The sequence below is a fragment of the Citrobacter sp. LST-B2 genome (assembly GCF_057983045.1).
The window spans coordinates 3,355,493-3,377,259 of record NZ_CP192598.1; the positions used below are offsets into that span (position 1 = coordinate 3,355,493).

The window sequence follows — 21,767 nt, forward strand, 5'->3', positions numbered from 1 at the left end:
ATGTTTTACGTTGTGTTGTGCGTTTGCAGGCTTTTTCATGCAGGTCTTATGCCATTTTCGCGCCGCTCGGGATATTCGACGTTAAATATGTTAATAAAACGTTGCAATATTGTCCTGATGTTGAAGATAGCAGGTCTGACGGATGAACCGCAGCGTTTCAGATGGATTTAGCGAATTAAATGTTGAGGATATGATCGCGGTTACAAAATTGCCCTGTTTCAGGGCAATTGATGCAAAAAGGCCCGCCGACGGGGCAATATTATGCACCCTGCCAACGGGTAAAAAGGTCCTGCGGAAGGGCGATATCAAACTGATCGAGGACGCGATTAACTGTCTGATTTATCACATCATCCAGCGTCTGTGGACGATGATAAAACGCCGGAACCGGTGGCATAATGACCGCACCAATTTCCGCTGCCTGGGTCATTAAGCGCAAATGCCCCAGATGGAGCGGCGTTTCCCGAACGCACAGCACCAGTGGGCGGCGCTCTTTTAACACCACGTCTGCCGCGCGGGTCAACAGGCCATCGGTATAGCTATGGACAATGCCAGAAAGCGTTTTAATTGAGCACGGCAGAATGACCATTCCGGCGGTCTGAAAAGAGCCGGAGGAGATGCTGGCGGCAATATCGCGCGCATCGTGCGTCACGGTCGCGAGCGCCTGAACATCACGCAGCGATAAGTCAGTCTCGAGAGAAAGCGTCTGGCGGGCGGCCTGGCTCATGATCAGATGCGTTTCAACATCCGGTACATCGCGCAACACCTGGAGCAGCCGCACGCCGTAAATGGCGCCGCTGGCACCCGAAATACCAATAATGAGTCGCTTCATGATTTATCGCCCTGTCTGACTTCTGGGCTGACTTTGCAGGATTTTATGGGGAGTTGCAAGTCAGGGGGCGGGATTCGCCCCCTGGCAGGTCAGAGATTACCCTTCGTTGTGCATCTCGAGGTTTTCAACTTCGTTCTGCAACTGAACTGCTTTGGCATCGTCATTACGCAGGGAATCGAGAAAATCGAGATACTGCTGATCTACATCCTTCGTAACGTATACGCCGTTAAACACGGAACATTCAAACTGCTGGATATCCGGGTTTTCGGTACGGGCCGCGTCGATCAGATCATCCAGGTCCTGGAAGATAAGACCGTCTGCGCCGATGATCTGGCGAATCTCATCCACTTCACGACCATGCGCAATAAGTTCGTTTGCAGTAGGCATATCGATGCCGTACACGTTCGGGAAGCGAATCTCTGGTGCCGCAGAGGCCAGATAGACCTTTTTCGCCCCGGCTTCACGTGCCATCTCAATAATCTGCTCTGAGGTGGTGCCGCGCACAATGGAGTCATCCACCAGCAGAACATTTTTATCGCGGAACTCCGCGCGGTTGGCGTTCAGTTTGCGGCGTACGGACTTACGGCGCAGCTGCTGTCCCGGCATGATAAAGGTACGACCAACGTAGCGGTTTTTCACAAACCCCTGACGGTACGGCTTGCCGAGAATACGCGCAATTTCCAGCGCGATATCGCAGGAGGTTTCTGGAATCGGGATGACCACGTCGATATCCAGATCCTCCCACTCACGAGCAATTTTTTCGCCAAGCTTGGTACCCATGTTCACACGGGCGCTGTAAACGGAAATCTTGTCGATGAAGGAATCCGGACGCGCGAAGTAAACATACTCGAACAGGCACGGATTGCTGACCGGGTTTTCGGCACACTGACGGGTGAATAGCTGCCCTTTCTCCGTGATATAAACCGCTTCGCCCGACGCAACGTCACGCAGGAATTCAAAGCCCAGGGTATCCAGCGCGACGCTTTCAGACGCCACCATATATTCGGTGCGACCGTCGCCGACATCACGTTTACCCAACACTAGCGGACGGATACCGTTCGGGTCACGGAAGGCAACCATACCGTGACCAATAATCATCGCCACACAGGCATACGCGCCGCGGATCTGGCGGTTGGTCGCGGCAATCGCGGCAAAAATGTTGTCTGCTTCCAGCGGGTAGTGACGGAAGTTATCCAGTTCACTGGCGAAGATATTGAGCAGGATCTCAGAATCTGAGGTGGTATTGATGTGACGGCGCTTCTCCTCAAACAGCTTTTTACGCAGTTCGTGGGCATTGGTCAGGTTGCCATTGTGGGCAAGCGTGATGCCATACGGGGAGTTGACGTAGAAAGGTTGAGCTTCAGAGGCGCTGGAGCTGCCAGCCGTTGGATAACGCACATGACCGATGCCCATGTTGCCCTGCATACGCTGCATGTGGCGAGCTTCAAAAACATCACTCACCAGACCGTTTGCCTTACGCAAACGGAAGCAGTTATTTGCATCGATGGTGATAATGCCAGCGGCATCCTGACCACGATGCTGAAGCACTGTTAAGGCGTCATAAATCGACTGGTTAACCGGCATAACACCGGCGATACCGACAATACCGCACATACGTCTTTTTCCTCGTTAAGCTACAACCCAACGCTTATGCTCTGGGCAAGAAACTTGACGAGCTTTGCAGATAGTCAAAGAACCATCTGATGATGAAACTGAACTCCGGGATCAGCCGTGACTTACTCCAGTCCTCACCTTTCGACAGGCCGGTAAAGGTGTCGAGAAAGAACAGAATAGCAGCCACAATCAACACGCCGCGCAGAGCCCCGAAACAGACCCCCAGAACCCGGTCGGTACCTGACAGACCGGTTTTCTCAACCAGTTGCCCTACCACGTAGTTCACAATGGCGCCGACGATCAGCGTCGCGATAAACAGCACCGCGATGGCAATCCCGTTTCGAACCAGTTCGTCTTCAAAGCCCGAAAACCAGACAGACAGGTAAGTGTAGTAATGGCTGGCGACAAAGAAAGCACAACCCCATGTCACCAACGATAACGCTTCACGAACAAAGCCACGGATCAGGCTAACCAGACAGGAAAAACCAATCACCGCGATAATGGCGTAATCAATCCAGACCATATGTGTCCCACGATTTTACGCCCTGTCGTCCTGTTCGGGGCGCATTCTAACAGAAAAAGAAAACGTTTGCGTAGGGATTTCCTTCCCGCGCGTAAATAAAAATGGCGCTGAAAAAAACTTCAACGCCATACCGTTTTATGCCTCTTCGGGCACTGCCGGATGGCGGTGTAAACGCCTTATCCGGCCGACATACAACAAGGTGGGAAGCCTGATAAGACGCCGAGCGCTGTCATCAGGCAACCCTCACTTAGTTCGGGCTGTACCCCATCACCACTCCGCTTAATCCGGAGATTTGCTGTAGCTCACCGAGCGAGCCTTTCAGCTTGTCGCGTGATGCATCCGGCCCCACGAGAATACGGGTTATTTTACCCTGTACTGGCGTTGACGGAGAAGTATATACCCGGAAACCTGCGGCACGAAGTTTACCCACGATCTCATTGACCTTATCGGCATTTTTCAGCGCCCCTAACTGCACAACGTAGGCTTTACCCGTTGGCGCCGATTTCTCTTCTGTCGCCGGTTTTGGCGCAGGAGCGGGAACCGGAGCAGGCGTTGCCTCTACAGGCGGCTTCGGTTGCGGCTTCGGCTTTTCAACCGGTTTTGGTTTGGGCTGCTCTACCGGCGCTGGCGTCGAATCAAGCTCAGGATTATTCGCTGATGCATAGCGTGACGGATCCAACGACGGTGCCGCCGCATCGCCTGCCCGTACCTCTTCCGCCGCCCCTTCTGGCGGCTGAGTCGGCAAAGCCTGCGTTGCCGCTGGCATCATATCCGGCTCATCGCGATCGCCCGGTTTCGGGACCAGCGGGATCGCCGCAAATTCATCCTGATAATGTTTTTTCTGCCCGTCGAGCAGCCCGGGCAACACAATGACGCCCAGCGCGACCAGCACGATCGTGCCGACTAAACGATTCTGAAACTTACTCGCCACCGATTCTCCCCGCGTCCATCACTTCCATGACATGTGCAACCGTGTGAAATGAACCGCACACCAGTACGGTATCTTCTGGTCTCGCGTCTGCCAGCGCCGCATGCCATGCCAGCGCGACACTGTCATAGACACTGCCTTTACCGAGATGTTCCAGCAGTTGTTCTGCCGTTGCGCCCCGGGGGCCTTCCAGCGGAGCACAATACCAGTCGTCGACCACGCTTTTCAACCAGGCCAACGTTCCCGCAATATCCTTATCATGTAGCATACCGATAACGGCAAGAACACGCCCCTTTTTCGGCAACATTTTCAGCCGTCCGGTGAGATATTCCGCCGCATGAGGATTATGCGCGACATCAAGAATGACGCGCGGCGACTCGCTCACAATCTGGAAACGTCCTGGTAGAATCGCCCGGGCAATCCCGTCGCGAATCGCCTGCTCACTGACGTTCAGGCCGCTGGCGCGCAGTGCCGCCAGCGCAGTCGCCGCATTAGGTTGAGGCACCTGTGGCAGCGGTAAATCCACCAGGCTACCGTGGCGATCGCTAAAGGACCAGCCCGTCTCCGTTACCGTAAACTGCCAGTCCTCGCCACGACGCTGTAACCGCGCGCCTTTCTCCAGTGCGACATCGGCAATGGTATAAGGCATTTCGGGTTCGCCGACAATCGCCGGTTTTCCCGCACGGAAAATACCGGCCTTTTCACGGCCAATGCTTTCACGATCCGGCCCCAGCCAGTCGGTATGATCCAGCGCGATGCTGGTGACTACGCCAACATCGGCATCGACGATATTTGTCGCGTCGAGTCGTCCACCCAGCCCAACTTCCAGGATCACCACATCCAGTTGTGCCTGCTTAAACAGCCACAATGCAGACAAAGTGCCGTATTCGAAATAGGTCAGCGAGATGTCCCCACGCGCCGCTTCGATCTCGGCAAAGGATTCAGTGTGAGCCGATTCGGGCAGTTCATTGCCACGTACACGCACACGTTCAGTGTAACGCACCAGATGCGGCGAACTGTATACCCCGACGTTATATCCCGCCGCCGTCAATACCGACTCCAGCGTCCGGCAGGTCGTGCCTTTGCCATTAGTGCCAGCCACGGTAAAGACAAACGGCGCAGGCTTCAGTACGCCCAGTCGCGCAGCCACCTGGCTTACGCGCTCAAGGCCCAGATCGATCGTTTTCGCGTGGAGGTTTTCCAGATAAGAAAGCCACGAGGCCAGGGGCGACGTGGCTTTAGGAATACGTTTGTTATTCATGATGCCCGTGAAATCGTTACGTTGAGAAAAGCAAAAGGGCAGCGCCTGTGGCCCTGCCCTTTTCAGTTATCAGGCCTCGGGTTCCTGATCCGGCACCGGCGGCACCACCACGCCTTCACGCGGGGTATCCGGATTTGGCGCCGGCAGATTCATCAGCTTCGCCAGAATGCTCGCCAGTTTCAGGCGCATCTCCGGACGGCGGATGATCATATCAATAGCGCCTTTTTCGATCAGAAACTCACTGCGCTGGAATCCCGGCGGCAGTTTCTCACGTACGGTTTGCTCGATAACGCGCGGACCCGCGAAGCCGATCAGCGCTTTCGGTTCAGCAATGTTGAGATCGCCGAGCATCGCGAAGCTTGCAGAGACGCCGCCCATTGTTGGGTCAGTCAGCACGGAGATGTACGGCAGACCACGCTCCTGCATTTTTGCCAGCGCTGCAGAGGTTTTCGCCATCTGCATCAGCGACATCAGCGCTTCCTGCATACGCGCACCGCCGGAGGCGGAGAAGCATACCAGCGGGCAGTTATCTTCCAGCGCCTGTTCAACGGCACGGACAAAACGTGCGCCGACCACAGAACCCATCGAGCCGCCCATGAAAGCAAACTCAAATGCCGCTGCCACAACCGGCATGCCGTGAAGCGTACCCTTCATCACGACCAGCGCATCTTTCTCGCCGGTTTCCTTTTGCGCGGACGCCAGACGGTCTTTGTATTTCTTGGAGTCACGGAACTTCAGCACGTCTTTCGGCTCGAGTTCGCTACCCAGCTCCACCAGCGTTCCTTCATCTAACAGGCTATGCAGGCGGTTACGCGCCGACATACGCATGTGATGGTCACACTTCGGACAGACCTCAAGATTACGTTCCAGCTCAGCACGGTATAAAACCTGACCGCAGCTATCACACTTAGTCCACACCCCTTCAGGAATGCTTGCCTTGCGGGTGGGAGTAATGTTGCTTTTAATTCGTTCAATCCAGCTCATTTATGACCTTTCTGCCTGAACCTGGTGTGTTCCAGTTTTGCCGTGGGGGCGCATAATGCCATTTTTGCCCCCAACAGACCATGAATGTTGCACATTAAAACATAACAGCCCGAAACTTTGGACAAAAAAGTGGTCGAACCGCTGAGTTAGTTTCTATTTTGTTACACGTGACGCTGCGCGTTTATGGCGAACAATTTCCACCACGCCCGGCAGGATCGATACCACAATTATCCCGACGATCAGCAACTTAAGGTTGTTCTGAATCATCGGAATGGTGCCGAAGAAGTAACCGGCATAGGTAAAGAGCAGAACCCACAACAGCGCACCTATCACGTTATACGCCGCAAAATGACGATACGACATATGTCCCATTCCCGCCACAAACGGTGCAAATGTTCTGACAATCGGCACAAAGCGGGCGAGAATGATGGTTTTTCCACCGTGTTTTTCGTAAAACTGGTGTGTTTTGTCCAGATAGCTACGGCGGAAAATCTTCGAGTCCGGGTTACTGAATAACTTCTCGCCGAACAGGCGACCAATAGTGTAGTTCACCGCATCCCCGACAATCGCGGCAATCAGCATCAACACCACCATCAGGTGCACATTGAGATCGTTGGTGCCCAGCGACGCCAGCGCTCCCGCCACAAACAGCAGGGAGTCCCCTGGCAGGAACGGCGTGACCACCAGTCCGGTTTCACAGAACAAAATCAGGAACAAAATTGCGTAAACCCAGACGCCGTACTCTGCGACCAGTTCCGCCAGGTGCACATCAATGTGCAGGATAAAATCGATGAGAAAGTAAATCAGGTCCATAATTGTGCCTTTATACGACTCGAATTAGTCCGCCAGAAAGAGCGGGCCCATAGGCGGTTTAGGAAGGTCAAACCGGTCAGGGTAGTCCACCGCAACCAGATACAGTCCTTCGGCCTTCGCCGTTGCCGCTGCGAGCGTTCTGTCCTTTGCCGCTAACAACTCTGCTATCCAACTCTCCGGCTGGTTGTGGGCGCCTACTTCCATCAGGCTGCCAACAATGTTCCTGACCATATGATGTACAAAGGCATTCGCTTTGATATCGACCACCACATACGCCCCATGGCGCGACACATTAATATGCATCACGTTGCGCCACGGCGTGCGCGACTGGCACTGGACGGCGCGAAACGACGTAAAGTCATTTTCGCCAATCAGACACTGCGCCGCACGATGCATGCGTTCGGCGTCCAGCGGCTCGTAATAATGCGTCACCCCTTTGCCTAACACCGCCGGACGTAACCGGTGATTGTAGATGATGTAACGATATCGGCGAGCCGTGGCGCTGAATCGCGCGTGAAAATCTTCCGGTACAGCTTTCACCCATCGCACCGCAATGTCACCAGGCAAATTCGCATTTACACCCAATGTCCAGGCCGCATCTTTACGCAGCGCGGTGGTTTCAAAATGCACAACCTGTCCGGTGCCGTGCACACCGGCATCGGTGCGCCCGGCGCAAAAGACGTTAATCGGCTCATTGGCGACCAGTGAAAGCGCCTTTTCCAGCTTTTCCTGCACACTGCGGACTTCATTCTGACGCTGCCAGCCATAATATTTGCTGCCGTCATACTCGATGCCCAGCGCAATTTTATACACCGGCGGTTGTAGCTGGTCAGACATCAGTACAGGTACTCCTGCACCAGTTTTTCCGCAATTTTCACCGCCATCAGCGCGCCGCCAAAGCGGACGTTATCCGCCACAGACCAGAACTGAACCTGTTCCGGCATGCCGTAATCGTTACGCACGCAGCCCACAGACAGATGCGCGCTGCCTGAAGCGTCGCCCACCTGGGTCGGAAATTCACTCTCTTCTGACAGTACAATGTCTTCGCCACGGGAAAAGGCATCACGAGCCTCTTCGGCAGCCAGTGGACGCAGCGCTTCAAATGCCACCATCTGCGCGTGACCGTAAAACACCGGTGACTGTACGCAGTTTGCCGAGATCAACAACCCATCATCCTGCATGATTTTGCGTACTTCATCGACGATCCGCCGCTCTTCACGCACGCTGCCTTCGCGATCCGGCAACAACGGCAACATGTTGAACGCCAGTTGGCGACCAAAGAAATCATCTTCATCGATGGGGATCCCGTTCAGCAGTTTCGCGCTTTGTCCGGCCAGTGCATCGACCGCTTTTTTACCCTGCGCAGATGCCGAAAGCAGACTGGTTACGGTGATGCGAGAAAGCCCACCCTGATCGATAAGCGGTTTCAGCGCGGCCAGCAGTTGGCTGGTCAGGCTGTTCGGCACGGCGATCACATTGCGATTGCGATAGTCCGCCAGCACGAACGGGTTCACTTCCGGCACCACCAGCGGAACGTCGGGTTCAAGCGCGAACAGACCGCTGGAATCAATGACCAGACAGCCCGCGTTTGTCGCCTCTTCAACCCAGGCCGCCGTGGCCTCAACGCCAGCAACGAAAAAGGCCAGTTGCGCCTGCGTCCAGTCAAATTCGGCCGCATCCTGCACAATCACTGACTTACCACCAAAGCGCAGATGTTCGCCTGCGCTTTCATTACGTGCCAGCGCAAAAATTTCCCCTACCGGGAACTGACGTTCAGCCAGGGTTTCAAGCAACGCTTCGCCAACGGCGCCCGTCGCGCCGAGGACGGCAATATTCCAGCCTTCAGACATGGTGGTTTACTCCAGAAAAGCATAAGCCTCCCTGCCGATTATTCGTCAGGGGGCATTAAGAAGACATTAACGTGTCGGGTGATGAACTGCGTTAAAACCCAGTTTACACAGTAACGCCGCCGCATCTGCGTCGTCGCACATCACATACAGTGAGGACCATTCACGACGCTCGAGGTAATTTTTGCGCAGTTTATCAAATTCACCCGGTATTCCGGCAACGTTGCGCAGCGGCGCATCGTCGCGGCGCACATCATACACCAAATGCACCAGTCTTTTCAGCGTCGGCTGATCCAACGGACCATGCAGCGTAATACGGCCAAATTCCGGGGCCGGCAGCAAGGTATCCAGCGCGACACGCTGCTCATGACCGATAAATGCGCTATATGCTTCAAAGACCTGCGTGGTGCCGCGCGCTTTGCCTTCCAGCGTGTAGCCCGCAATGTGCGCGGTGCCGATATCGATCGTGTTCAGCAGGTCGACATTCAGATCCGGCTCGCCTTCCCAGACATCCAGAACCACACTCAGATCCTGTCCGGCGTTAAGACGCGCCAGCAACGCGGCGTTATCCACCACGGCGCCACGACAGGCATTAATCAGAATAGAGCCCGGTTTCAGACGAGAAATCAGCGCATCATCGGCCAGATGCAGCGTTTTGTAAGGCCCTTCTTTAAACAGCGGCGTGTGGAATGTCAGGACATCCGCTTCCTGAACCAGTTCATCAAGCGAGCGGAAGTCGCCCTCGTCCCCGCGATCCGCACGGGGTGGATCGCATAACAGCGTGCGGATCCCCAGTGCTTCCAGTCGCGCCTGCAGGCGTCCACCGACGTTACCTACACCGACAATCCCGACTGTACGATCGCGCAGCGCGAATCCGTCACGTTCTGCCAGCATCAGTAGCGCGGAGAACACATATTCCACCACCGCAATGGCGTTACAGCCTGGTGCCGCTGAAAATCCGATGCCCGCCAGCCTGAGCCAGTCCTCATCCACATGGTCGGTACCCGCAGTTGCGGTACCCACAAACTTGATGGCTTTCCCTTCCAGCAGCGACGCGTTCACTTTGGTGACCGAACGCACCATTAACGCATCGGCATCATCCAGCTCAGCGACAGGGATGGGACGTCCGGGAACCGCTTTGACCTCACCCAGACGACTAAACAATTCGCGGGCATAAGGCATATTTTCATCAACGAGAATTTTCACGTCTGTCGTACCTGTTTGAGAACGAGAGTTAACCGGGCAAGTGTGCCATAATCTGGCCGCCAGGCATACTTTGCTAAGATTGATGGTTTAAGGATAAGTGATGATGCAACCCATTTCCGGTACTCCCGCACGCCCTCCCGGTGAAGGGCAACCTGCGGTTTCCACGGCGGGCGAACAACCGCTCTCCACGCAACAGCGGACCGTACTGGAACGCCTGATAACGCGCCTGATTTCACTGACGCAACAGCAAAGTGCGGAAGTGTGGGCAGGTATGAAGCACGATCTCGGCGTAAAAAGCGATACTCCACTGCTGTCGCGCCATTTCCCTGCGGCGGAACAAAATCTCAACCAGCGCCTCGGTGTGGCCCAACAAAATCATGCCAACCGCCAGGTGCTTTCACAGTTGACAGAATTACTGACTCAGGGAAATAACCGCCAGGCGGTCAGCGATTTTATTCGTCAGCAGTACGGACAAACGGCGCTCAGCCAACTCAAACCGGAACAGCTTAAGAACGTGCTAACGCTTTTACAGCAGGGACAGTTGTCGATCCCGCAGCCGCAGCAGCGCCCGGCGACCGATCGCCCGCTACTGCCAGCCGAACACAATACGTTAAATCAACTGGTTACCAAACTGGCCGCCGCAACGGGGGAATCCAGCAAGCTGATCTGGCAATCAATGCTGGAACTTTCTGGCGTGAAAAGCGGTGAGCTGATCCCGGCAAAACAGTTCACCCATCTGGCGACCTGGCTGCAGGCGCGTCAAACCCTGAGTCTGCAACACGCCCCTACCCTGCAATCGCTACAGGCGGCGCTCAAGCAACCGCTGGAAGCCGATGAACTGCTCAACCTGAAAGATTACGCCCAGCAGACCTGGCAAATTCAACCGCAGACGGTGCTGACCACCGCGCAAGTGCAGGATCTCCTGAATCAGATCTTCCTGCGCCGCGTCGAGCGCGATCGGGAATTAAACGATCCCCGCCACATTCAACCGATTTATAGTCCGTTTACACCGGTTATCGATACGCTGCGCTCGTTCACCGCGCGTCCAGGACTGCTGTTTATCGCCCTGCTGGTCGCGTTATTGATTTTCTGGCTGGTCATCTAGCGCCGGCGAAACGACAGTAGCGTCACCACAATCCCCAGCACCGCTGAAATCGCACCGGCAAGAAACACGGATGGATAGCCACAGGACGTGGCAAGCAACCCCGCCAGCGGACCAGTGACCGCGTAAGAGATATCCTGAAATGCGGCATACCCCCCCAGCGCGGTCCCGCGGACCTGTGACGGTACGCGTTTCACCACTTCAACGCCGAGCGCCGGGAAGATCAGCGAACACCCCGCTCCGGTTAATGCCGCACCGAGCAGCGCAAACCAGGCCGTCGGCGCCAGCCAGAGCAAGACCAGCCCAACGGTCTCGATCAGCAGAGAAGCGATAGCCACCCTGACCCCGCCAAAGCGGTCCGGCATCCAGCCAAACAGCACGCGCATGATCACAAAGGCTCCGCCAAACGCAGTCAGCGTAAAGCCCGCCATCGCCCAACCGTGGCTGGCAAAATAGAGAGAGATAAAGGTGCCGATCACGGCAAATCCCACGCCTTGCAGCGCGAGGCCCAGACCCGGTTTCCAGATAAGCCCTACTACGCTCCACAGTGAGGGACGTTCACCCGCATGTGCCGGTACTTTACGCACCGTTCCGTTAAATGCCCATGCCAGCAGCGGTAACACCATTGCCGTGCCCGCAAGACCCGCAAACCCAAAATGGCTGTGGATCAGCAGACCCAGCGGCGCCCCTGCCGCCAGCGCACCGTAAATTGCCATCCCGTTCCACGACATCACTTTACCGGAACGTGCCGGCCCCACCAGACCCAGCCCCCAGGTCAGGGTTCCGGTCAGTAACTGGCTTTCCCCAAAGCCGAGGATCAGCCGTCCGACGATTAATAACGCGAATTTGAACGGTACAGAAACGGGTAAGAGTGCTGCCAGTAGCCACGCGCCGCCCGCCAGCGCGCAGGCAAACATGCCCTGCAGCGCAGAACGCTTGGCGCCGTACTGATCGGCGAGTCGCCCGGCATAGCCGCGCGTTAAGACGGTTGCGAGAAACTGAATCCCCACGGCGATACCGACCATCGTATTGCCATAGCCCAGTTCATGATGAACAAAAAGTGGAATGACGGGTAGCGGCAGGCCGACCGTCATGTAGGTCAAAAAGACCGCAAACGCGATACGAAAAAGCGATGTGTTCGCTGCAGATGTTTTTTCTTTATGGGTTACTGCTGTCATGCGTTACTCCAGAATGCAGAGTAAGGCGAGGAAACGCCACGCCCCCTCCACCTGACCGTCAGGATTAAGGTGCGTTGGATAACGTCAAACGCTTACGCATTATCCGGAAGATAATGATGGGCCTGAAGTCTGCCTGCGAGTGACTCACGTTGTCAACAGTAACCCTGCGTTACGTAATGATGGTTTGTTGCTAAAGCATGAAGGAATACGGCACTTGCCCTGTTTGTACCTGATACTCTTTTTATATGGACTCGGTATCTTGAGTCGAAGGTAAACAGCGTGGACGCTGCCGAAAATCCAGGTACGCTAATACATTCCTGTATCGTAAACCATGGCGAAAAAATCATTTCCTTCCTTTCGCCAATGACATAAAAATAGCTTTCCCAATGTCACCCAGGCGTTATTGGTGGCATATTTAGTTGACAAGAGAAAATGATATTTATTCTGCATTGTAGAATCATATTAAAAAAGCAAATGAATGATTCAAGTTGTTTTATTATTCACTGTAATTAATAAATAGACAAAAATAGCATGAACAGTCTTAACGGTTACACATCCAAACATAATTTTGTTAATGCTGCATTTATTTTTCTATGCACATCACTTACAGGGGTTATGATGAGTTGGGCTAAAACAGCCGCAATGAGTCGTTCAGAGTGGTACTCAGATTTCAGACAACGCGACATGTGGGCAGGCCCTGGTTACCGGGCGGCAAAACCGGCCTATATCATCTACAGGAAATAGCGATGAGAGCCTTCTCTTTTTTAGCACTTGTCCTGCTGCTTTGCAGTTGCTCCACGCCCCGGCACGACAGCACAGAAGACGTTAAACAATTCTATCTCGCGTGGATGGCGGCATTTATCGATGCACCAGATAAGCCTCACGATACCCGCGGGGTAATGCAACGTTATGTTACTAAAGAGGTTATCGATCGCCTGACGTTGATCGATAGCTATTATGAGCAAGACATCGTCGACTCAGACTACTTTATGTATGTGCAGGATTATGCCCCTGAGTGGATCCCACTGTTACAGGTTGGACAAGCACGTCCCTTCCTCGGCGGCGAAAAAGTGGATGTCAAACTGGGTGGACCCGCCAACATAGCGCCCGTTCAACTGGAGGTCTATACGCGTTGGGAAGAAAAACACTGGAAAATCTATCGTGTCAGGGATGTCGGAAACCAGTTTGAACATCCCATTTACAGCGCCGGTGCCATTGCCCGTGCCAGGGCGTGGTCAGCAGAAATTGCGCCGGAATACGAACCGCTTAAAAAGTAAAAAGGGAGCCTTATGGCTCCCTTTTCCGTCAATAATTGTCTTACGCTTTCAGCTTACGCATCACCAGCGTGGCGTTAGTACCGCCGAAACCGAAGCTGTTAGACATAACGGTGTTCAGTTCGCAATCGACAGTTTCGGTCACGATGTTCAGGCCTGCAGCCTGCTCGTCCATCTCTTCGATATTGATGCTCGGTGCAATAAAGCCATGCTCCAGCATCAACAGAGAGTAAATTGCTTCCTGTACGCCCGCGGCGCCAAGAGAGTGACCTGTCATCGCTTTGGTCGCAGAGATCGCAGGACTCTTATCGCCAAACACTTCGCGAATCGCGCCCAGCTCTTTCACGTCGCCCACCGGCGTTGAAGTACCGTGGGAGTTCAGATAGTCGATCGGCGTATCTACACCGTGCATCGCCATCTGCATGCAGCGCACTGCGCCTTCGCCGGACGGAGCCACCATATCCGCGCCATCAGAGGTCGCGCCGTAGCCCACGATTTCCGCGTAGATATGCGCGCCACGCGCCAGGGCGTGTTCCAGTTCTTCAACCACCACCATACCGCCGCCACCCGCGATAACAAAACCATCACGGTGCGCGTCATAGGTACGGGAAGCTTTAGCAGGCTGATCGTTATATTTGGTGGACAGTGCGCCCATCGCGTCGAACTCACAGGCCATTTCCCAGCCCAGCTCTTCGCCGCCGCCCGCAAATACGATGTCCTGTTTACCCAGTTGAATTTGTTCAACCGCATTGCCGATGCAGTGAGAAGACGTCGCACAGGCCGAGCTAATCGAATAGTTTACGCCATGGATTTTAAACGGTGTAGCGAGGCAGGCCGAAACGGCAGAGCCCATCGCTTTGGTGACCACATACGGGCCAACTGCTTTCAGACCACGCGGGCTGCGCATGGCGTCAGCACCGAAAACCTGCGCTTTAGACGATCCACCGGAACCTGCAATCAGGCCAACGCGCGGGTTATTCTGATAAACCTCTTCGCTCAGACCAGCGTCTGCGATAGCTTCACGCATGGAGAGATAGGCATAAATAGAGGCATCGTTCATGAAACGCACCACTTTACGGTCGATCAAACCAGTGGTGTCCAGTTTGACGTTACCCCATACGTGGCTGCGCATTCCCGCATCTTTAAACTCTTCAGAAAAAGTGATCCCTGAACGTCCTTCACGCAGAGATGCCAGGACTTCCTGCTGGTTATTACCGATGCTGGAAACAATGCCCAAGCCAGTAATCACTGCACGTTTCATTCAATACCTCTGTCAGTCGCACTATAGTAAGTTTCGATTGGCACAATAGCGTACACTTGTACGCCGAACAAGTCCGATCAGCCAATTTATACTGAAATTTGCGCCGCCTGGCACACATCGCTAATATCGTGACACTGCCTGTCAGACGAGTAACTTACGTGAAACAATACGCTATACAACCCGCCAACCTCGAATTCAACGCTGAGGGTACACCTGTTTCCCGAGATTTTGACGACGTCTACTTTTCCAACGACAACGGTCTGGAAGAGACGCGCTATGTCTTCCTCGGAGGCAACCGGATCGCTGAACGCTTTGTGGAACATCCTCGCCCGTTGTTTGTGGTGGCTGAGAGCGGCTTCGGCACGGGTCTGAACTTTCTCACGCTCTGGCAGGCGTTCGCCGCATTTCGCGCCACTCAGCCCGATGCTACGCTACAAAGATTACATTTCATCAGTTTTGAAAAATTTCCGTTGAGTCGTGACGATCTCACAGCGGCGCATCAGCACTGGCCGGAGTTGGCCGAATTTGCCGGGCCACTTCAGGCCCAGTGGCCGTTGCCGCTGGCGGGTTGCCACCGCCTGCTGCTGGAAGAAGGACGCGTCACGCTCGACCTCTGGTTTGGCGATATTAATGAACTCACCGATCAACTCGACGACAGCCTGAATCAAAAAGTTGACGCCTGGTTTCTCGACGGCTTCGCCCCGGCCAAAAATCCGGACATGTGGACGCAAAATCTGTTTAACGCCATGGCGCGTCTGGCTCGTCCTGGCGGTACGCTGGCAACCTTTACATCTGCGGGATTTGTTCGTCGTGGTTTGCAGGATGCCGGCTTTACTATGCAGAAATGCAAAGGTTTTGGCCGCAAGCGCGAAATGCTGCGCGGAACCATGGAACAGACGCTGAAAATCCCGTCCTCAACGCCGTGGTTTGCTCGTCAGGGAAGCGAAAAACGTGACGTCGCAATCATTGGCGGCGGGATCGCCAGTGCACTGCTTTCGCTTTCGTTGTTACGCCGGGGCTGGCAAGTGACACTCTATTGTGCCGATGACGCCCCCGCCCTGGGCGCATCCGGCAACCGTCAGGGAGCACTTTATCCCCTGCTCAGCAAGCACGACACGGCGCTCACCCTTTTCTTCCCGGCGGCATTTACCTTTGCCCGTCGCTTGTATGACGCCCTGCCCGTAGAATTTGATCATGACTGGTGTGGCGTCACGCAGTTTGGCTATGACGACAAGAGCCAGCACAAGATCCAACAAATGCTGTCGCTGGCATTGCCGTCTGCGCTGGCAAGCGCGGTGGATATCACCCAGGCACAAAAACTTACCGGGGTAGACACTGGGTGCGGTGGCATAACCTATCCGCAAGGCGGTTGGCTGTGCCCGGCGCAACTGACCGCTGCCGTGCTGAAACTCGCGGAAAAGCAAGGGCTACGCTGCCATTACCAACACTCTCTGGCAGCTCTTCACCGTTCAGCTTCCGGCTGGGATCTGCACTTTACGCACGGCAGTCACGCAGAACATGCCGCGGTAGTGCTGGCCAATGGTCATCAGATTAACCATTTTGCCCAAACGCAGCCGTTACCCGTCTACGCTGTCGCCGGCCAGGTCAGTCATATTCCGACGACGCCAGCGCTTTCCGGGATCCGTCAGGTGCTGTGCTATGACGGTTATCTGACGCCGCAAAATCCGACGAATCAACAACACTGTATCGGCGCCAGCTACCATCGCGGCAGCGAAGAGACGCAGTATCGGGAAGACGATCAGCAGCAAAATAGGCAGCGCCTGATTGACTGCTTCCCGGCAGTAGACTGGGCCAAAGAAGTCGATGTGAGCGGCAAAGATGCTCGCTGCGGCGTGCGTTGTGCCACCCGCGATCATTTACCGATGGTGGGAAGCGTTCCGGACTACGCGTCGACGCTTTCATGCTATGCAACACTCAATGAACAGACTAAAGATGCCGTTTTAGCCCCATATTATCCGGACCTGTATATGATTGGTGCCTTGGGTGCTCGCGGACTTTGTTCTGGGCCACTTGCAGCTGAAATTCTGGCTTCCCAAATGAGCAGTGAACCTCTTCCCCTCGACAAATTGACACTGGCTGCACTGAACCCGAATCGACTGTGGATCCGTAAACTCCTGAAAGGTCGGCCTGTTGAGTAGCCCATCAAATCAGTTCCGGCATGATGAGCTAAACCCAACGAGAACAGACCATATCGCGTAGAAGGTATCAATACGCCTCGTCTTAAAGCAGTCAACGCAGGCGTATCATGTAGCTTTACGCGGTAAACGGCTCAAGCATTACGCTGACTCGTGCGGTTATTCATCATCATTAAACTTGACCTGTATGGCTATAGACTGATCAGGACGACCAGCGTTCTCAGTAAGAGGCCTCAGATTATCATCAAGAATAGCGATATAAGGCTTCTCCGCAGTCAATGCAGCGAACTGAGTCAAATCGAGATCAATGCGGTTAGCAACCCCTTTTGAACACTCCGGATCAACATTACCCATAATGGCATAAAACAGATTCGTTTTTCCTTTTGCAGGCGGGGCATCTTTAATCATCCGGGAAAGGGAGATTCCCCCCTGTTTTTTATCGCAAACCGCCAGTTTTCCAATGACTTCCGGGTAGATGGTAACCCCCACCGAAGGGAGATTTGTATAGGTAAAACGGGTCAAAAACAAACCATCGCCTTCCAGAAAGCGGTTAGCAAGTATTGAAGGCTGAATAAGTGAATGATGTCCGGCAGACATGATATTAACAGGCGGAAAACTATGTGTTTTTTCAGATTTTAACAGCGTCTCTGTCCAGACCATTAGATTTTTATCCTTCAACGCATTACGTAAATCATTCGCTCGTGAGGAAGAATAAGCATTATCTTCATTCAGATTGACCTTAACTGCCATGGGTGTTTTAGAAATAAGACCTGATGTCGAATGAACGGAAGCCAGAGAACCATTGTAATAGCAATACTGATTGCCAAAACTACGCAACTCAGGATTCAGTGTTGATAACTCACGACAAGTATCTATCCACAAAAACATTTGATTGTTGCTAATAAGATTCACAAGGAAAAAAGCGGGAAGATAGCTGTTATTCCCGACAGAGATGATATTATCGCTGCTAAAGACAACATCTTCTATTTTACCGGTTTTCGTGTAACGGATAAGAGAAGGGATCTTAAATGACTTATCGCCTACCTTAACTTGCTTTTTGTGGGAATCAATTTCAACGCTGCCATTAATATCAGGGTAACCCCAGAATGCCATATCAATAGTCGTTCGCCAGGAAAGTAGTTTTCTGTCCAGGAACATTTGCCCCGAGAAATTTTCCGCGAGCGTCGCCATATTGCCATTTAAATCACGGCCAAGCCCTACAGGGTGAGAACCATAGTTCAGATAATTGAGAATGGTCGGAGAAACATCAAGAGTTGTACCATGACGAGGATTTTGAGTTGGTTTGATACCCGCGCCAGTGATCATCAATAAATTATGGCGCTCCTTCTTCTTCAACGTCTCTAGTGTCTTTACCATTACTGGAGCGAGATGATCTGAACCAAAAACCAGTAACGTATCATCCAGAAGACCTTTCTTCTTCAAGGACTGATACACTTTACCAATAAGGAAATCGGTACAATGCGCCGCATTCAGCAGATGATCATTACCATCACCATACTTCATAGTCGCGCATTCGTGTGCCAGATACCCTTCCGGCTGATGGGTTCCGATATTGATTGAAAAGAGTCCCCAGGGCGCCTGGGTCTGTCGCAAAGAAGCAACGCGCGTCAGTAATTGTTCGTAAAGGGTATCATCATACAGCCCCCAGTTGTTTATGTAATCTTTGGCTACATGTTGATCAATAAACTCTTTCCTACCTTTCACATCAGAAAAACCATGATCCTTATAAAACTGCCCTTTTCCTGCGAATTCAGTTTCGGCTCCGCCCATAAACTCCAGGTGATAGCCTTTCGATTTTAAAATATCCCCTAAACATACAGCATTGGGCATAAAATTATTCATCTGGAAATTATCATTGGTGAACACAGATAATAACGGCAAACCGCATTGACTGGAAACCATTCCGGCCATTGTCCAACTGCTACCAATAGTTTGACCAATGTTAGTGAATGTAACGCTATCCTTTTCAATTTTATGCAACTCAGGAAGTAATCCAGGGAAAAGACTTTCATCCATATAATTCCCTTCCAGACTCTCCAGATAAAAATAAATGATATTCTTAGGCTTTTGAGTCGATGATATGACTTGCGGCTTTATAAAATAATCAGAAAAATCACCTGAGGATTGCGATGTCAACGAATACGAAATTAAATTTGAGGTTGCAGGAGTACAAAAGAATGCGCATAACACCATTATCACGCCTTCAACCACCGGCACAATTTTGAATTTGGTATTTTTGCTTTGTAAAAAAGACCTCAAATAGATAATAATAAGAACTGCAAAAATAGCTTGCGACAATAAGAAGTAAAATATTAAAAAGTAAAAATCACTAAAATCTCCCCCTTCGACTCCGAATCGAAGATGGTAGAAAACAGAATCATCAAAACCTATACCCGTAAACCAATTAGCGACTAAATAGCACCCTGTCAATAAACTAAAAATTATTGTAATAAGGATAAAACAGGTAGCAATGATCGAGCCGGCGATACCTCGACTGTGGCTTTTAAAGAAAAAAAAGAAAGCAGACAAATAAAGCAATGCTGCTAAAAAAGACCAACTCTCATTCCCCATTTCCATAATAAACCGCATCCTTTTAAATCTCAGGCATTAGAAATGCTGACGTCATAGAAAATTATTTATCAACTGTTTCCCATAAGTATATTATTCATAATGAATGTTTTATAAACATAAAACAATAAAATACCCTACAAGCAAAATGCCGGTAGGGTATTAATGAATTTGTTGAGCCTACAGTCATTGACATAGTATGACAATGACAAAACTCTTTACTCAATCAATAATCATACAACTAACTGGGACTCAACTTCTTTTACATGGTGACGAGCCAGGGCTAAGTTAGCTTTCGCCTTATCAAGAACAAAATAGATAAAAAGCCCTGGATTCTTATCAATAGGGCAAATAATATGATACTGTTTACCTAATGTAATCAGAATATCATCAATTTTATCGTTGAGCTTAAGGGTTTCCATCGTTTTCATTTTTGCACGCACTACTTCGGTGTTACCTGCAGAAGCCAGTTCCAGGTTAATGCCTGAGCCAGCCTGACCTAGCATCATACCGCTATTAGAGTCAACAACAGAAGCGACGATCGCACCAGAAACCTGCATCAGCGAATTTAATGATTCAGAAATATTACTCATGATAAGTCCTTTATAAAAAAATAGATTAATTCCAATAAAACTACTCGATCAACAACGCCAATAACTTCAGTACATCCTCCTTATTCCTGATATCAACAGCAATAACAGGAACATTTGAATCATTAATTAAATCTAATATTTCAATGACTCTATCGGAATAAGACTCACTATACTTACTAATTCCTACAATACATTTACTGGTCAACAACACATCACGAAACCTATTGATGAAAAAATTAATTTCATCTGTAAATGTCTTGCTGGTAATATCAAAAAGTATTACAGTGCCTCTTGATCCTTTACTCATAAACTCCCAGAGAAACTCGAACCTCATCTGACCAGGGACACCATAGAGTCTCACACGGGTATCATTGTTAAAGCTAAACTCACCATAATCAATGCCAACAGTGACTGTCTTCTTTGGAACCAGCTGACTATTCAAAGACTCTGTATCTAATGAGGAACGCATAACCTCCGTGCTCACAACAGATATTTCACTAACTGCATTTATGGCTGTCGTTTTACCAGCCCCTGTTGGACCCACGAACACTATTTTTAATTCATTCATATATAAAAACACCAGATAGCAAATTAGTGTGTTTTTGCAACATTCAGAGGCTCACCGTATGAAATACATTATAAGCATAAAAAAGGAAATAACCAGAAAAAATTGCCAGCATTATAATACACCATCGACACATGAATATAAACCGCCCTTCCAAAAGGTCATGTGCATAATATTCATCAGAGTAAAAAAACATGGCAAACAATAGAACTAAGATATGCTTATAATAATATAGTTCCATTTAAACGATGAGTAGATTGAATAGGTAAGATACAATTCAGGCAAGAGTTACTGATTTTCCCAAAAAAGAATTAAAAATTGTTCTGAAATCCATGCTTTACCCATTAATCACCTCTTAGCTGTTTAATTCCCTGAGCTGCATCATGATGAGAATTAAGGCTTCGCATACGTCGTGAATCAACAGTATTCTTATTCGACTCACCTCGTGTTCCTTTATGTTGGCTCGAAGCAGTATGGCTATCCTTATCTCCGTGCCCTAACACAGGTATAGGCAGCACGTTATTGATTGCCTGATTATCCATCTTCACATTTGCAATCCGTTGCACATAGCTGGAACTTCCTCCAGCATCGGCAATGAAACCCCGACTAAAGTTACCACTGTAGTAACAAGAGAACGCTTTCAGCCGGGCGGTTTCCGCATCAGATACTTTTAACGCGCGATCGTAACATTCCTGATAAATAGAAGCCGCAGCGCGGAGGTTTGAACACGGTTCAAATACAGTTTCATAATCAAGGGCATATCTGGACAAATTATACCGATTTATCTGCGCCAGCCCCATTGAAAAATTCCAACCAGCGTTAGCAAGATAGCGTGCAGTAACAATAGCCTCTTCCTTATTTACAGGCTGACGAGCCAGTCTTCCCCCTACCACGCCTATGGCATAAGGGTTAAAAGAAGACTCAACGCTGATAATTCGATGTATAGCCTCAGTGTACACTTCCGCACCACATTGTGCCGTAATAGCGGGCAAGTCAAACATTCACAAACCCTTTCAGAAAATAGAGAAAAATGTAGCGACGTTT

General features: G+C 51.4%; 19 protein-coding genes and 1 pseudogene. 4 read left to right on the forward strand and 16 right to left on the reverse strand.

What is annotated here, in order from left to right; all coding sequences use genetic code 11:
- Positions 1–259: 259 nt before the first annotated feature.
- From ACQ0PY_RS16220 to pdxB, 10 genes are all read right to left on the reverse strand, one after another.
- Entirely contained in the window at positions 260–829 is a 570-nt protein-coding gene (locus tag ACQ0PY_RS16220; protein ID WP_109740430.1) for a UbiX family flavin prenyltransferase, read from the reverse strand.
- 96 nt (positions 830–925) lie between these two features.
- On the reverse strand, positions 926–2,443 hold the full coding sequence (gene purF, locus ACQ0PY_RS16225; protein WP_109740431.1) for an amidophosphoribosyltransferase: 1,518 nt from the start codon (positions 2,441–2,443) through the stop codon (positions 926–928).
- Positions 2,444–2,477: 34 nt separating this feature from the next.
- Entirely contained in the window at positions 2,478–2,966 is a 489-nt protein-coding gene (gene cvpA / locus ACQ0PY_RS16230) for a colicin V production protein (protein ID WP_042999998.1), read from the reverse strand.
- Positions 2,967–3,213: 247 nt separating this feature from the next.
- Positions 3,214–3,897, reverse strand: a complete 684-nt coding sequence (dedD, locus tag ACQ0PY_RS16235) for a cell division protein DedD (protein WP_090049625.1) — start codon at positions 3,895–3,897, stop codon at positions 3,214–3,216.
- A complete protein-coding gene (gene folC, locus ACQ0PY_RS16240) occupies positions 3,887–5,155 on the reverse strand; it encodes a bifunctional tetrahydrofolate synthase/dihydrofolate synthase (RefSeq protein ID WP_044327710.1) in 1,269 nt (422 codons plus the stop codon). Before folC ends, dedD begins: the two co-directional genes overlap by 11 nt.
- A gap of 69 nt (positions 5,156–5,224) precedes the next feature.
- Complete coding sequence (accD, locus tag ACQ0PY_RS16245) at positions 5,225–6,139, reverse strand: acetyl-CoA carboxylase, carboxyltransferase subunit beta (RefSeq protein WP_042999995.1); 915 nt, start codon at positions 6,137–6,139, stop codon at positions 5,225–5,227.
- A gap of 153 nt (positions 6,140–6,292) precedes the next feature.
- A complete protein-coding gene (locus tag ACQ0PY_RS16250; protein ID WP_042999994.1) occupies positions 6,293–6,952 on the reverse strand; it encodes a DedA family protein in 660 nt (219 codons plus the stop codon).
- A gap of 24 nt (positions 6,953–6,976) precedes the next feature.
- Positions 6,977–7,789: a tRNA pseudouridine(38-40) synthase TruA gene (gene truA, locus ACQ0PY_RS16255; protein ID WP_042999993.1), complete on the reverse strand. Its 813-nt coding sequence runs from the start codon at positions 7,787–7,789 to the stop codon at positions 6,977–6,979.
- A complete protein-coding gene (locus tag ACQ0PY_RS16260; protein ID WP_042999992.1) occupies positions 7,789–8,802 on the reverse strand; it encodes an aspartate-semialdehyde dehydrogenase in 1,014 nt (337 codons plus the stop codon). Before ACQ0PY_RS16260 ends, truA begins: the two co-directional genes overlap by 1 nt.
- Before the next feature lie 66 nt (positions 8,803–8,868).
- Positions 8,869–10,005 carry a 4-phosphoerythronate dehydrogenase PdxB gene (pdxB, locus tag ACQ0PY_RS16265; RefSeq protein WP_044258488.1) on the reverse strand — a complete coding sequence of 379 codons (1,137 nt, stop codon included), beginning with the start codon at positions 10,003–10,005 and terminating at the stop codon, positions 8,869–8,871.
- 103 nt (positions 10,006–10,108) lie between these two features.
- Between pdxB and flk the strand changes: the two genes are divergently transcribed.
- Positions 10,109–11,110 carry a flagella biosynthesis regulator Flk gene (gene flk, locus ACQ0PY_RS16270; protein ID WP_043001872.1) on the forward strand — a complete coding sequence of 334 codons (1,002 nt, stop codon included), beginning with the start codon at positions 10,109–10,111 and terminating at the stop codon, positions 11,108–11,110.
- On the opposite strand, the gene ACQ0PY_RS16275 is transcribed toward flk, so the two are convergent.
- Positions 11,107–12,285 carry an MFS transporter gene (locus ACQ0PY_RS16275; RefSeq protein ID WP_109740432.1) on the reverse strand — a complete coding sequence of 393 codons (1,179 nt, stop codon included), beginning with the start codon at positions 12,283–12,285 and terminating at the stop codon, positions 11,107–11,109. The genes flk and ACQ0PY_RS16275 overlap by 4 nt on opposite strands.
- A gap of 651 nt (positions 12,286–12,936) precedes the next feature.
- Here ACQ0PY_RS16275 and ACQ0PY_RS16280 point away from each other — a divergent pair.
- A pseudogene (locus ACQ0PY_RS16280) lies at positions 12,937–13,029 on the forward strand (hypothetical protein); the annotation flags it as partial.
- Positions 13,030–13,031: 2 nt separating this feature from the next.
- Positions 13,032–13,562 (forward strand): YqhG/Tai3 family protein, encoded by a 531-nt coding sequence (locus ACQ0PY_RS16285; RefSeq protein ID WP_042999989.1) that lies wholly within the window; start codon positions 13,032–13,034, stop codon positions 13,560–13,562.
- Between the two features lie 40 nt (positions 13,563–13,602).
- On the opposite strand, the gene fabB is transcribed toward ACQ0PY_RS16285, so the two are convergent.
- Positions 13,603–14,820, reverse strand: coding sequence for a beta-ketoacyl-ACP synthase I (gene fabB / locus ACQ0PY_RS16290; protein ID WP_044258478.1), 1,218 nt, complete (start codon positions 14,818–14,820; stop codon positions 13,603–13,605).
- A 158-nt stretch (positions 14,821–14,978) separates the two neighbouring features.
- Between fabB and mnmC the strand changes: the two genes are divergently transcribed.
- Complete coding sequence (mnmC, locus tag ACQ0PY_RS16295) at positions 14,979–16,979, forward strand: bifunctional tRNA (5-methylaminomethyl-2-thiouridine)(34)-methyltransferase MnmC2/FAD-dependent 5-carboxymethylaminomethyl-2-thiouridine(34) oxidoreductase MnmC1 (protein WP_109740433.1); 2,001 nt, start codon at positions 14,979–14,981, stop codon at positions 16,977–16,979.
- 156 nt (positions 16,980–17,135) lie between these two features.
- On the opposite strand, the gene ACQ0PY_RS16300 is transcribed toward mnmC, so the two are convergent.
- The 4 genes from ACQ0PY_RS16300 to ACQ0PY_RS16315 form a co-directional block, all read right to left on the reverse strand.
- A complete protein-coding gene (locus ACQ0PY_RS16300) occupies positions 17,136–19,574 on the reverse strand; it encodes a sulfatase-like hydrolase/transferase (protein WP_157959980.1) in 2,439 nt (812 codons plus the stop codon).
- 224 nt (positions 19,575–19,798) lie between these two features.
- Positions 19,799–20,158: a hypothetical protein gene (locus ACQ0PY_RS16305; RefSeq protein ID WP_042999985.1), complete on the reverse strand. Its 360-nt coding sequence runs from the start codon at positions 20,156–20,158 to the stop codon at positions 19,799–19,801.
- A 40-nt stretch (positions 20,159–20,198) separates the two neighbouring features.
- Positions 20,199–20,726 carry a GTP-binding protein gene (locus ACQ0PY_RS16310; RefSeq protein WP_042999984.1) on the reverse strand — a complete coding sequence of 176 codons (528 nt, stop codon included), beginning with the start codon at positions 20,724–20,726 and terminating at the stop codon, positions 20,199–20,201.
- 341 nt (positions 20,727–21,067) lie between these two features.
- Positions 21,068–21,724, reverse strand: coding sequence for a lytic transglycosylase domain-containing protein (locus ACQ0PY_RS16315; RefSeq protein ID WP_109740435.1), 657 nt, complete (start codon positions 21,722–21,724; stop codon positions 21,068–21,070).
- Between the last annotated feature and the right edge of the window lie 43 nt (positions 21,725–21,767).

Bases quoted from the DNA above. Each gene is read 5' to 3' on its own strand.
- ACQ0PY_RS16220 (WP_109740430.1), bottom strand. From the start codon at position 829: ATGAAGCGACTCATTATTGGTATTTCGGGTGCCAGCGGCGCCATTTAC.
- purF (WP_109740431.1), bottom strand. From the start codon at position 2,443: ATGTGCGGTATTGTCGGTATCGCCGGTGTTATGCCGGTTAACCAGTCG.
- cvpA (WP_042999998.1), bottom strand. From the start codon at position 2,966: ATGGTCTGGATTGATTACGCCATTATCGCGGTGATTGGTTTTTCCTGT.
- folC (WP_044327710.1), bottom strand. From the start codon at position 5,155: ATGAATAACAAACGTATTCCTAAAGCCACGTCGCCCCTGGCCTCGTGG.
- accD (WP_042999995.1), bottom strand. From the start codon at position 6,139: ATGAGCTGGATTGAACGAATTAAAAGCAACATTACTCCCACCCGCAAG.
- ACQ0PY_RS16250 (WP_042999994.1), bottom strand. From the start codon at position 6,952: ATGGACCTGATTTACTTTCTCATCGATTTTATCCTGCACATTGATGTG.
- truA (WP_042999993.1), bottom strand. From the start codon at position 7,789: ATGTCTGACCAGCTACAACCGCCGGTGTATAAAATTGCGCTGGGCATC.
- ACQ0PY_RS16260 (WP_042999992.1), bottom strand. From the start codon at position 8,802: ATGTCTGAAGGCTGGAATATTGCCGTCCTCGGCGCGACGGGCGCCGTT.
- flk (WP_043001872.1), top strand. From the start codon at position 10,109: ATGCAACCCATTTCCGGTACTCCCGCACGCCCTCCCGGTGAAGGGCAA.
- ACQ0PY_RS16275 (WP_109740432.1), bottom strand. From the start codon at position 12,285: ATGACAGCAGTAACCCATAAAGAAAAAACATCTGCAGCGAACACATCG.
- ACQ0PY_RS16285 (WP_042999989.1), top strand. From the start codon at position 13,032: ATGAGAGCCTTCTCTTTTTTAGCACTTGTCCTGCTGCTTTGCAGTTGC.
- fabB (WP_044258478.1), bottom strand. From the start codon at position 14,820: ATGAAACGTGCAGTGATTACTGGCTTGGGCATTGTTTCCAGCATCGGT.
- ACQ0PY_RS16300 (WP_157959980.1), bottom strand. From the start codon at position 19,574: ATGGAAATGGGGAATGAGAGTTGGTCTTTTTTAGCAGCATTGCTTTAT.
- ACQ0PY_RS16305 (WP_042999985.1), bottom strand. From the start codon at position 20,158: ATGAGTAATATTTCTGAATCATTAAATTCGCTGATGCAGGTTTCTGGT.
- ACQ0PY_RS16310 (WP_042999984.1), bottom strand. From the start codon at position 20,726: ATGAATGAATTAAAAATAGTGTTCGTGGGTCCAACAGGGGCTGGTAAA.
- ACQ0PY_RS16315 (WP_109740435.1), bottom strand. From the start codon at position 21,724: ATGTTTGACTTGCCCGCTATTACGGCACAATGTGGTGCGGAAGTGTAC.